This is a genomic window from Flavobacterium branchiophilum FL-15 (genome assembly GCF_000253275.1).
Taxonomy (GTDB): domain Bacteria; phylum Bacteroidota; class Bacteroidia; order Flavobacteriales; family Flavobacteriaceae; genus Flavobacterium; species Flavobacterium branchiophilum.
On the sequence record NC_016001.1, the window covers coordinates 3,510,196 to 3,522,601 of the forward strand.

Here is a 12,406-nt window from a genome sequence, read left to right on the forward strand (position 1 = left end):
AGTTCATTTAGACTAAAGGAGGCATCAAATGTGGAAGAAGTGTATTATTTTTAAAAATAATGTTTTTAAATGAAATGGTAATCTTTTGTGTAAAGCCTATAAACTGATTTGGTTCAAATAGCAATAACGGTTGCACCTGCCAATCCAAAACGTTTTGACATGAGATGTCAAAGGGTTTGCTAGATTTGAATTTAGCATTTTTAAAGTAAAGTGGTTTTTTTTCTGTGTACTTTGCTTTTTCGTAGGCTATGGCACTTTTAAGAATAGGATTGCCACAACGTTCTAAAGATTTTATTTGAATAGCTTTAGTATAAACAATTTCGTTTACAAAAGTTATTTGCCCCTCTATTTCAAGCTTGTTTTTATTTTCAACCTCCAAATGGGCAATTGTAGCATTGTTACTCTTTATGGTTTGTTTGGTTTGAGTTTCTAGCTTTAGTATGCCTTCTCCTTCAATAGAAGCATCTTGCAAATTAATATGAAGTTCTTTTACCATTAATACACTTCCTTTTTGAATATAAACCATTCCATTAATATACATAGTCGTACTATCTGCTACAGCTTGACTAAATGCAAGCGGAGCAAATAATAATAGTAGGTATAAATGTAATTTGAATTTCATATTTAAAGTAAAAATTTGTGATTGCAAATATAAAAATTAAATTAAATTAAAAACCCTAAATTTGAATTTTTAAAACATTAACTTTCAATAGTATATTGAATTACATTTATTTAATTTTTTTAATGACTCTTTTTTTAACTCTCTTTCAAATAGCATATATTTTTGTTATTAGACCAAAGTTTTAAAATGTCGGATGAATGGTTTGCTATTGTGGCTTAATGCCGTTTTTTATTTTTTATTCAAAAAGGTGTAATTAGACGTTTTTCAATATCATAAAGCACAATTATTTTAAGTATTCATTAGTTTGATTTTGTGATTTTATTGGTCTTTTTAAATCATTATAAAAAAAGTTTTTCAAAAATACATCCCTCTCAAATGATTCCATTTCTTTTTCTTAGTATTTTGATTGTTGTCTCAATGTTGATGAATGTTATTTACATCAAAAACAGGTTTTAGGTTCCACCATTTTACTGATGATTATGTCCGTTTGGACGCAGTTACTATTCTACAATATAAGGTTAAAATGATTTTAAACTTATTAGCATCGTATTCAAATTGTTTTATTGCTTTATCAAATTTTACATTTCAATTGCATTTCGGTTCATTTATTTTTTTGATGCAATCTGTTTGTACATAGCTTTTATTCATCAACCGTTTCCAACAAAAAAACCTTTTTTAAGATTGAACTACTGTTTTTAAATATATTAACAAACTGTTTTTCAGATATTTAGTTAAATTTATTGATGTTATTAAGATTTAATCTAAATAAAATTTGCATAATTAAAATGTTGGTTTTATCTTTGCAACGTTATTTTTAATTATTCTAAATAAACGCATTTCGTAAATATATATCATGAAAAAGACAATCAACTTCCTAATCATCGCATTAATCTCTTGTTTTATAAGCTATGCCCAAGAAACGGGATCTATTGAAGGCAAAATTATTTCAAAAGACGGCTACCCCCTTTCGGGTGTTACTATTAAGCTAGGCAAAAAAACATCGGTGTCCAAAACAGATGAAAATGGGTTATTCTTTTTTAAAAATTTCCCTGTTGGTTTGCACACCATTACCATTGAAGCAGAAGGTTTGAAAAAACAGACCCAAGATATTAAAGTAATTGCCAACGAAACTACCAAAGTTACTTTTACTCTCGAGGAACAAATGGAAACATTGAGAGAGATTGTAATCGTAATTAAAGAGAGTCCGAACAAAAGAAAAGTAAGTGCGGTTCGGTCAGGGTTGAAACCTTTGGACATTCCGCAAAGTATGCAAACCATTGATAATGAAATAATTGCACAACAACAAGCCATTCGCCTGAGCGAAGTCATTAAAAATGCCAATGGTGTGTATGTAGGTTCTGCACGTGGTGGCGCACAAGAATCGTTTTGGTCTCGTGGCTATGATATGTCGGCAAATAATATGTTTAAAAACGGATTTCGATACAATTCAGGTTCTATTCCAGAGGTTTCATCTTTAGATAAAGTAGAATTTCTTAAAGGCGGTTCGGCTTTATTGTATGGAAATGTGGCTCCTGGAGGCATTATAAATTTGGTTACCAAAACCCCATCTTTCAAAAAAGGAGGCGAAATTATCATGCAAACAGGTAGTTATGCGTTTTACAAACCATCTATCGATTTTTATGGACCATTAAGTAAATCCATTGCCTACCGATTGAATGCTTCTTACGAAAATTCAGAAAGTTTTAGAGAAGTCGTAAAGAGAGAGCGTTATTACATCAACCCTTCGTTTTTATTGAATATAAGTTCAAAAACACAACTTACCCTGCAAGGTGATTTTATGAACGATAATTGGACGCCCGATTTTGGTACGATACTTATTGGCAAGCAAATTTTTGAGGTGCCAAGAGGCAATTATTATGGGGCTTTGTGGTCCAACGGAAATACAAAAACCGCCAGTGCCTCTGCCCTATTGAACCATTCGCTGAACAAAAATTGGAAGCTTAATTTCAATTCGTCTTACCAAAATTATGACCGTGAATGGAAAGGCACCGAACGCATTCAAATTACCAATCCAAACGGTACTTGGAGCCGCCCTCTTGGTCAATACAAAAACCTAGAAGCCATTTTGGGGGAGCAAATCAGCCTTCAAGGTTGTTTCAAAACAGGTAACATCAAACACCAAACTTTTTCGGGTATAGATTATGAAAATTCAGTAGCAACCGCACATACTTTTGTGTTTTCACCTGCCAATTATGACACGATAAACGTCTTTACATTTGACCCAAACAATCAAACCATTACCGAGCCAAACGCTGTCAATACTCAAAAAGTAATCACAACAACCAATCGTTTCGGAATTTATGCTCAAGATTTGATTTCGTTTACCCAAAAATTCAAAATGTTGGCTGGAATTCGTTGGTCGTGGCAAGAAGCTCAAGCTGCAACGCACAACTTTCTTGCAAGTCCTGTTACCATTTCTAAAGGTATAAAATTGAAAGACAAAGCCTTTTCGCCTAAAATTGGTTTCATTTACCAACCCGATAAAAACGCTGCTATTTTTGCTAGTTATTCCAATTCGTTTACCCCAAATACAGGAACAACAGCCGACTTAAAACCTATCGAAGCTTCGATAATTGACCAATATGAAATAGGTGTAAAAAAAGATTTTTGGAGCGGCATTTTGAGCACCAACATTACCGTTTACCAAATTACCAACAGCAATTTGGCACAAACAGCCGAGTTCAAAGCTGATGGCGTTACTCCAAATACCGACACCAATATCAAGGTTTTGAATGGCGAAACCACAAGCAAAGGCATCGAAATTGACATCACCGCAAAACCAATAGAAGGCTTGAATATCACCGCAGGATACAGCTACAACGACAGCCGTTTCAGCAAAACCAACATAGTAAATGGTGGATTTATAGAAGGCGACCGATTGACTCGAACGCCAGCAAATACAGCCAATTTGAGCTTTTTTTACAACATTCCGTCGGGCAAGTTCAAAGGCATTTCTATGGGGGCCATTGGCAACTACATTGGCAACCGACTTGGTGGTTGGAACGATCAATACGTCGTCAACACAACCACCGGTACCGTAACCATCAACGACAGAGATATTCCGTTGCAAGGCTACACAACTATCGATATATCAGCAGGTTACACCTACAAAAAATGGAGTATTTTGTGCAAACTTTCCAACATTACCAACGAGTTAAACTATACCGTTCACGAAAATTATAGCGTCAATCCTATTGCACCTCGCCAAATTATGACTAGTTTAAAATGTAAATTTTAGAAGCAGACAATTTCGTTTCAACAGAAAATTTGTCCCGCTATCGCCTTTATCTTTTTGTTTTTTGAAAAAAAAAAAACAAAAAGGATATCGGCTCTATCGGGGCTAGACATGACGAATAGATTCCAAAAGACATTTTCTAAACAAAAATTTTAAAAAAAAGGTTTTACGACGTAACGCATTGGTTTCTTACAAATGTTTAATATTATAAAAAAACTATTCAAAAATGTAAACCATTAAGAAATTAAGGTAATTAAGACTTAATGAAACTTAATATGTTAATGGTTCGATAAAAATTTAATAAATTTTAATTAAACCATTGACATAAAATACCATCTATATATAAACTAAAAAATAAAACTATGGCAAAACTAACTGCCCGCAACATTCACCGAGATTTAGGCTACTTTTATGTAGGCCTGATTATTTCATTTGCTTTTTCAGGTATTATGATGAACCACAGAGAGATGTGGCATCCCGAAAAATATACCGTAGCAACTAAAGCTATAAAAGTAAACATTCCAAAAGACCAAGAAATAACCGAAAAATTTGCCGAAGACCTTGGCCAACAATTGGGCATTGAGGATAAATTTCGCCGTTACAAAGTAAAAGAAGATAAATTAAAAATATCCTTTGAAAAAAATGATGTCGAAATTGACTTAAAAACTGGCAAAGGCGAAATAGAAACATTTGTGAAAACACCAATTATCAGCCAGACCATGAAGTTGCACAAAAACACCTCCAACTGGTGGATTTACTACTCGGATATTTTTGGTATATCGTTGATAACCATTGCCATTTCGGGCATGCTGATGATTACCGTTGGCAAAAACACCTTTAGCAAACGGGGCTGGAAACTTGCCGCAGCAGGTTTGGTTATTCCGTTGTTGGTTGTATTGTTTGTCTAAATTTCGATCGATATTCATCTGAATATTAAATGCACAACATCAACATCTAAATCCTTGTCAAAATGAGGTAGGTTGACAAGGATTTTTTATCACAATTTGATTTATTCGTACCAAGTAAGCACCCGTACTTTAACCTATAGAAATCAATATATTCTGTTGAAAATCAACTGTTTTAGTTTCTATTTGTTCAAACCCGACATTCTACTTATTTGATTCAAAACCACAAAGGCAATTGTAAAAATTATTTAGCCACAACATTTAAAAAAAAACTTTTAATATAAACATAATTTTCTATTTTTGTTGAAAATTTGATTCTATATGTCGTTTAAAACTTATTGGTTTTTTATTGCTTTGATGCTATTAGCCCTGCCAATAAAAGCCCAAACAACATTTAAAGGCGTTGTAAAAGACGCATCTAGCCATGCTCCCGTTCCGTTTGTGAGCATCAAAACAAACAATGGAATGTTGTATTTTACAGATGCCAAAGGCAAATTTTTGCTCACTATTTTGGATACCGTAACCACCATCCAAATTTCGAGGGTTGGTTTTGAAAGTCAAAAACTAGAAGTAAAGGCCCATCAATACTATAAAAACATCTATTTAAAACCATTTGATACAAATAAAGAAGCCTTATCCAAAAAAAATACAGCACAAAAAATCATAAAAAACGTTATTTTTTATAAAAAACATAATGATCCGTTGTTGCGATTTAAAACATTTGATTTTAAGACGTATAACAAAACTTTAGTTACAGCAACACCCGATTCGTTAAAAGGCAATATTGACAGTGTTTTTATTACCCGAAATGGATTTAAAATACTAACAAAAGTAGATTCCTCTGACTATAAATTAAAACAAATTATTACAAAAAATCATTTGTTTTTATTAGAAAAATTATCGCTTTTTCAATATGCAAAAAATAATTTAAAAGAAACCATTTTAGACGCCAAAATGGCTGGATTCAAAAAACCTTTGTATGAAATATTAGGTTTCAACTTACAATCTTTTTCGGTATATAACAACCACTACGAATTAGCCGAAACCAAATACATTAGTCCATTATCAGAACATTTGTATAATGAATATGAATTTACACTATTAGACGAGGCATGGGTAGAAGGCCGAAAAACTGCCGTTATATATTTTAAAAACAAAAAAAAGAGTAAATCCAAGGGGTTAGAAGGGGTGCTTTATATAGACAAATCCAATTTTGGAGTAGCAAAAGCTGTTTTAGGAGTGGGTGGCATTTTGAACATTTCGGGGGTTCATGATTTTGAATATAGTGTTGAAAAAGACATTTGGTTTCCAAAACACAAAAAATTTATCATTACAAAAGGCAAAAACAACGAAGACATTCAAATTTTAGGTTTGAAAATTCATTTTGATAATAATGATATATTAGAAATGCCATCGCATGATAAAAAATTATCAGATTATTTGTATTTAATTTCAGAATCGAAAAATTTTGATATCCAAATAGACCAGCCCGTAAATATCAAACGCCCTTCTATTGCCATTCAGGCCAAGGAAGAACCAACAAAAGTGCATCGGCAATTGATGGACAGCCTTTGCATACAACATTTAGACGATAGAACCCCTAATACCTATCGGGTTTTGGACAGTTTGTCTGTCAAAAACAAATTAGAATCCCGAATAGCCATTGCCCGAAAATTTAGGTTTGGCTATTTGCCAATTGGGAAAATAGATGTGGATTTGAAAAAGATATTTACATTTAACAACCACGAAGGTTTGCGATTTGGTATTGGAGGTATGAGCAACGAAAAACTGTCGAGCCTTTATAAACTAGAGGGTTATACGGCTTATGGAACCAAAGATGGAGTGTTTAAATACCATCTTGGAAGTAGTGTTCGGGTTGGGAATTTTTCAAATTCATGGATTGGAATGTCCTATACAGATGATGTTCGAGAGCTGGGAAGTACCAAATTTTTAGTAGAAAAAACACCATTCAAAATATATGATGGAAGGCCCTTTAATATTACCAATTTTTATAACATTGTTAGTTTAAGAGCCTATATTGAAACTCGAATTATTCCAAAAACCGAAAGCGTTTGGGAAATATCACACAACATTATTGAGCCTAAATTCAACTATATGTTTGCCCATTTGGGTAGAGAATACCGCATTTTTAACCTAACAACGGCACAGGTTTCTATTCAATGGAATCCGTTTAGCGATTATATGCAAACGCCAATTGGTAGGTTTGAAATAGAAAAAAGGTTCCCAAAATTTACATTTCAATTGACCCAAACATTGCCAAAAATTATTGAAAACGATTTTGATTTTTTTAAAATAGATTTCAAATTTGATTATGAAAAAGAGTATCTGAACAAACAAAAAACGGGGCTGATACTAAATGCCGGACTAACGGTTGGCGATGTTCCAATAACCCATTTGTTTAACATGTTGCCCAACAATCCTACAAAAGACAATTTGTGGGAAAGACTAACAACAGCAGGTAAAAATAGTTTTGAAACAATGTTTTACAACGAATTTTTTTCGAGCAATTATGTTTTTTTACAAGCCAAACATGCTTTTGTCGATGTGCCGCTTTTTCAAAAAAAGAAACCTACCATTGTGTTAGTGTCAAGATTTGCTTATGGAAACATGAATCGCATGTCGCAACATATTGGACTTCCATTTAAAACACTCGAAAAAGGCTATTACGAATCGGGGATAGAAATCAATCAGCTTTACAAAGGATTTGGTTTGAGTGGATTTTATAGATATGGGCCATATCAGTTTGAAAATATCAAAGACAATTTGGCATTACGATTGACATTTGCAATCCAATTATAAATAAAAAAGTATTAATTATTTTGAGCATCGGTAATGCCTCTAACGGATTTGATGTATTCTGATGGTGTTACTCCTTCAAACTCTTTAAACACACGATTAAAAGTGGCCTGATATTCAAATCCAGCTGCAGTATATAAATCTTTTAACTTTCTGTTTTTCAATCCGTTATCTATTTCTTGTTTGACATATTCTATACGGTAGTAATTGACTAAGTTTTTGAAATTTTCGCCGTTTTGATTGATATTAATCGACTTTGAAATATAATTAATGTTGGTTTGAAAATGTTCAGCTAAATCATTTAAAGAAAAATTAGGGTCTTTGTATGGTTTTTCTTTTTCTATATATTGTACAATATCTTTAAACAGAATAACAAAGTTGTCTGATTTAACAAACTCTGTTTTGTTTTTAGTTTGTAGTTTTCTGTTGTTTTTTCTGTCGTCTTGGTCATAATCAATTTCTGCCTCTACAAAATGTTTTTCTGTATTTTGCATTTTTTGGGTATCCGATTTTTTAAGTTCGCTATTTTTTTTGTAAATTTGATTTAATTCTTTTTTAAAATGATAAACCAACAACATAAACAAAAATATGGTAAACAATTGTACAACATTCCAAATATAAACAGATTTTTGTGTAGTAAATACATTGCTGGAATTGAAGCCAAAATATTGCACAAAATATTCTGAAGCATAAGGAGTTAGTGGCAATACAAATGCCAAAGCGATCAAATAGGTTACAGCATATCTGATATTAAAATTAAAAAACAATATAATTATCAAATTGATAAACCAAGCGTATTCTAATGGTAAAAAATTCCAAACCAACAAAATATCGGTTAAAAATAAGATGTTATAAAAAACAAACATAACCAAAATACCTTTTTTGCTGTTCATTTCTTTTACAATATAATAAATGATATTATTGCAAACTAAAGCTATAAAAACAGGAAAAGTATATTGCGATTGGTCAAATAAATATAGAAAAAAAATAAACGTAACAATATAAAAACTCACAATTAAAAAATGGAGTTTGATAAAGTTTTGAGCACTTTTGATATGTAAATTTAACATATATGTAGAGTTTACTTTTTTATTGGCGAAAATACAAATTATTTAATGAATAATCCAAATATTTATAAAACATGCCAATATCAGATAATAGAATTGAAAATATACTATATATCAATAATAAATTACAATAAATTACAATAAATGAAAATAGCAGTAGTACAATTTGATATAATTTGGGAAAATAAAATCAAAAACATCAATAAATTAGAGGTCATTTTTTCTAAAATTTCTTCAAATACAAACCTTATCCTTTTGCCCGAAATGTTTACTACGGGTTTTTCGATGAATGCACAATTGCTGGCCGAAACCATGCAGGAACAAACCGTTTTATGGCTACAAAAAATGGCAAAACTACACCAAGCTGCCATTGCAGGTAGTATTCCTATACAAGAAAATGGCCTTTTTTACAACCGTTTTTTATTTGTTTTGCCATCGGGCAAAGTGCTATTTTATGACAAAAGGCATTTATTTACCTTGGCTGGCGAACATCAAATATATACTGCAGGTATCCAGCCACAAATAATATTGTTCGAGGGTTTTAAAATTGCCCTTCAAGTTTGCTATGATTTGCGATTTCCTGTTTTTAGTCGGAACACTTTGGGCTATGATGCCTTGTTGTATGTGGCCAATTGGCCAAATGCTAGAATTGCAGCATGGGATGCTTTGCTAAAAGCCCGTGCTATCGAAAATATGGCTTATGTAATTGGAGTTAATCGGGTGGGTTCAGATGCTCATCAATTAGTATATAATGGTCATTCTCAGTGTGTTGATTGTTTTGGCAACCTGGTTTTGTCACCACAAACTACTGAAGGTTTTTTTGAATTTGAGCTGGACAAAAAAGCTTTAAACGAGGCCCGAAAAAAATTTCCGTTTTTGAACGATGGTGATACTTTTGTTGTTGATATACAAAAAAACCTTTAGCTTATGAGGCTAAAGGTTTTGATATGATGTGGTGCAAAATGAATTAAAAACCATAATTGACTCCCAATCCAAATACTTCTCTGATTTGAAAAGCTCCAATAGTATTATCATCATAAATTGCTTGAAAAGCTAAATTTGTAGAAATATATTTATTGATTTTCATTACTAAATTCATATTATAATCTATAACAATATTTTGAGGTTTGTCTAAATAATTGGCATATAAACCTAAATTATTTTCAATCGTAACATTTTCCATCAAAGTAGTTTTATAATAAGCATTTACAGATGCTCCAAATTCAAATCTAGAGGATTTGCCTTGTGCTACACCAAAAGACGAACCATATTGTGTAAAATAAGAATCTACTAAAATTAAGCGTGAAGTAGCAGGTGCAATATTCACTTTCAAATTGTCAGATTTTTTCCATAGCATACCCGGACCTGCCTGAATATATGCTGGCGACATAAAGTGTGAATTTTTGACGCCTGTTGGTTTTCCTGTTCCGTCTAAAAGGAATCCTGCATCAAACTGTGTTTTAAAATTTACAAATCCAGAATAAAACCAATATCCTGAGGCTTTTTTTCCAACAATAGAATTGATGATCAATCTGTCGTCTGTTTTTCTTACTAAATCTTCGCCTTTGATTTTTGTCAAACCGTAAGAAGCAATAAATTTGTTGTCCCACGATACGTCATCTTTTTTGTAATTCAAATCATAATTCAAACCAATATTGCCCGACATATTTGAAACACCACCTCCCGTCCAATCGTTATTAAAAGCTGATTGATTGAAAGTTAGGGTTATCAATCCGCCTTTTTTCCAACCATTAGGTTTGGCATCGAGTTCTTTTTTAATTTTTTCTAAATCTTGAACCGTTCTTTCTTGTGCGTTTGAGCAAAGTCCTGATAATAAGACTATTGCATAAAAAATTTTCTTCATTATTGTTAATTATTATTTGCTACAAAAGTACAGATTCCATACGGATTGCCCAAAAGAATTAACATATTTATTTGCGTTTATACATGGGCACGGCCGAGCATGCTTCGCCAAACATAATGCTCTTGGCCACAGTTTGTAAATTTTGTAGGGCTAAAATGTATGCTCCTTCTGGTACGGGTTTTTTGGAGCAACCTTTCAAAATCATGGGTTTATCTTGGTATTGTGTATAATCCAATTCATTTAAAATATCTTGATATATACTGGTTTCCAATGTTTCTAAGTTTCCCAAAACTATTTTTTTTGAAAAAGGCTGCAACTGAACGGCTACCAGCATACTGGCCCATTTTGGTATAATGGCATCTGTACTACATGTAATGGCCACAAAAGCATCTTGATAATTGCTCCAATTGTGTTGAGCAAGTGCCGTTCTAAATGCTTTTTCTTTTAGGATATACCCTTCAAAAAGCCATTGAGACAAATCGATGAGCTCCCGACGACCCGCTGGATAATAATCTTCTAAATCAAATACAACCAAGGCACTTTGAGCCACTTTGTTGAGTATTTCGTCTTCCATTTTTTAAAAAAATTTTACAACATTCCCAACTCAAGTTTGGCTTCTTCGCTCATTAAATCTTTGCTCCAAGGGGGGTCAAAAGTAATTTCTACTTCTACCTCGTGTATTTGATCTATCGTTTTTATTTTTTCCTCAACTTCTAATGGCAATGTTTCGGCCACAGGACAATTTGGCGAGGTTAAGGTCATCAAAATTTTTACATCAAATGCTTCATTTACCATTACATCATATATCAATCCTAACTCATAAATGTCCACTGGAATTTCTGGATCGTAAATGGTTTTTAATTTTTCTACTATCGATTCGCCTAACGAATAAGTATCTATCTTATTTTCTGTACTCATATTTTATTTGTTTCTTTTATTTTGAATTGTAAGCCAAAGCATACATTTTTATTTGTTTGATCATAGACAGCAATCCGTTGGCCCTTGTTGGCGAAAGGTGCTCTTTGAGTCCAATTTGATCGATAAAATCCAATTTTGCCTCTAAAATAGCTTGTGCCGATTGTCCTGAAAAAGTTCTTATCAATAACGCTACAATACCTTTTGTTAAAATAGCATCGCTATCGGCAGTAAAATAAATGATATGGTTTTCAATGGTTCCGTGCATCCAAACCTTTGATTGACAACCTTTTATTAAATTTTCATCTGTTTTTAATGATGTATCTATCAATGGTAAGTTTTTTCCCAACTCGATAATGTATTCATACCGTTGCATCCAATCGTCAAACATTAAAAACTCTTCAACTATTTCTTCTTGTATTTTTTGTATTTCCATTTGTTATTGTTTATTATTTGAAAGCGAAATCATCAATGATACTACTTTTGACAAAGCAACAGGAGGATTTCCAGCATCAAAATCTTTTGAAGTATAAGTTTCATTTTCCAATGTTATAACAAATTTTCCAATGCCGGCACCATCATAAAATCGGGCTTGAGATGGAGCTTTGTAAGTAGCTATTTCATTGTATTGTAGCAATTTAACTTCGCTTACAATGTTTTGCCAATCTGTATCTGATAGGGCAAAAATTTTAGGCTTTTCAAATTCGTCTCTCGAATTTACAACTTGTATGGATTGATTTGCTATTTCAATTTTAAAAAAACTTCCCCTTGAATTGGCCGTATAAACCAATTTAAAATCTTGCTGTTGTTGGGTTACTGTTGCATTTGCAACAGGCTCTTTGGTAGTCATGGTGTTCTGGTTAGTTGCATTTGTACTTGTTGATTTACAACTACAAACTAAAAAAGAAAATAATACAAAAGTTAGGGTTTTCATTTTTTTATCTATTAATAAAATTAGTA

General features: G+C 32.4%; 11 protein-coding genes. 4 read left to right on the forward strand and 7 right to left on the reverse strand.

Going from position 1 to position 12,406, the window contains the following annotated elements; translation table 11 throughout:
* Positions 1-7 precede the first annotated feature (7 nt).
* Entirely contained in the window at positions 8-622 is a 615-nt protein-coding gene (locus tag FBFL15_RS15395) for a hypothetical protein (protein WP_014085431.1), read from the reverse strand.
* Positions 623-1,475: 853 nt separating this feature from the next.
* Between FBFL15_RS15395 and FBFL15_RS15400 the strand changes: the two genes are divergently transcribed.
* From FBFL15_RS15400 to FBFL15_RS15410, 3 genes are all read left to right on the forward strand, one after another.
* Entirely contained in the window at positions 1,476-3,881 is a 2,406-nt protein-coding gene (locus FBFL15_RS15400) for a TonB-dependent receptor (RefSeq protein ID WP_014085432.1), read from the forward strand.
* A 359-nt stretch (positions 3,882-4,240) separates the two neighbouring features.
* Complete coding sequence (locus FBFL15_RS15405) at positions 4,241-4,786, forward strand: PepSY-associated TM helix domain-containing protein (protein ID WP_014085433.1); 546 nt, start codon at positions 4,241-4,243, stop codon at positions 4,784-4,786.
* A 318-nt stretch (positions 4,787-5,104) separates the two neighbouring features.
* Complete coding sequence (locus FBFL15_RS15410; RefSeq protein ID WP_014085434.1) at positions 5,105-7,603, forward strand: DUF5686 family protein; 2,499 nt, start codon at positions 5,105-5,107, stop codon at positions 7,601-7,603.
* Between the two features lie 11 nt (positions 7,604-7,614).
* On the opposite strand, the gene FBFL15_RS15415 is transcribed toward FBFL15_RS15410, so the two are convergent.
* Positions 7,615-8,670: a helix-turn-helix domain-containing protein gene (locus tag FBFL15_RS15415; protein ID WP_014085435.1), complete on the reverse strand. Its 1,056-nt coding sequence runs from the start codon at positions 8,668-8,670 to the stop codon at positions 7,615-7,617.
* A 141-nt stretch (positions 8,671-8,811) separates the two neighbouring features.
* Here FBFL15_RS15415 and FBFL15_RS15420 point away from each other — a divergent pair, with 141 nt between their 5' ends.
* Positions 8,812-9,591, forward strand: a complete 780-nt coding sequence (locus FBFL15_RS15420; RefSeq protein WP_014085436.1) for an amidohydrolase — start codon at positions 8,812-8,814, stop codon at positions 9,589-9,591.
* 43 nt (positions 9,592-9,634) lie between these two features.
* Here the strand turns inward: FBFL15_RS15420 and FBFL15_RS15425 are convergent, their stop codons facing one another.
* The 5 genes from FBFL15_RS15425 to FBFL15_RS15445 all read right to left on the reverse strand — a co-directional run bounded on the left by FBFL15_RS15425 (position 9,635) and on the right by FBFL15_RS15445 (position 12,380).
* On the reverse strand, positions 9,635-10,531 hold the full coding sequence (locus tag FBFL15_RS15425; RefSeq protein WP_014085437.1) for a DUF3078 domain-containing protein: 897 nt from the start codon (positions 10,529-10,531) through the stop codon (positions 9,635-9,637).
* Between the two features lie 67 nt (positions 10,532-10,598).
* The gene (locus tag FBFL15_RS15430) at positions 10,599-11,105 is read right to left on the reverse strand and encodes a DUF2480 family protein (protein WP_014085438.1); all 507 of its coding nucleotides are present in this window, start codon (positions 11,103-11,105) and stop codon (positions 10,599-10,601) included.
* Positions 11,106-11,119: 14 nt separating this feature from the next.
* Positions 11,120-11,449 (reverse strand): SUF system Fe-S cluster assembly protein, encoded by a 330-nt coding sequence (locus FBFL15_RS15435; protein WP_014085439.1) that lies wholly within the window; start codon positions 11,447-11,449, stop codon positions 11,120-11,122.
* A gap of 16 nt (positions 11,450-11,465) precedes the next feature.
* Positions 11,466-11,882: a SufE family protein gene (locus FBFL15_RS15440; RefSeq protein ID WP_014085440.1), complete on the reverse strand. Its 417-nt coding sequence runs from the start codon at positions 11,880-11,882 to the stop codon at positions 11,466-11,468.
* 3 nt (positions 11,883-11,885) lie between these two features.
* The gene (locus tag FBFL15_RS15445) at positions 11,886-12,380 is read right to left on the reverse strand and encodes a hypothetical protein (RefSeq protein ID WP_014085441.1); all 495 of its coding nucleotides are present in this window, start codon (positions 12,378-12,380) and stop codon (positions 11,886-11,888) included.
* Between the last annotated feature and the right edge of the window lie 26 nt (positions 12,381-12,406).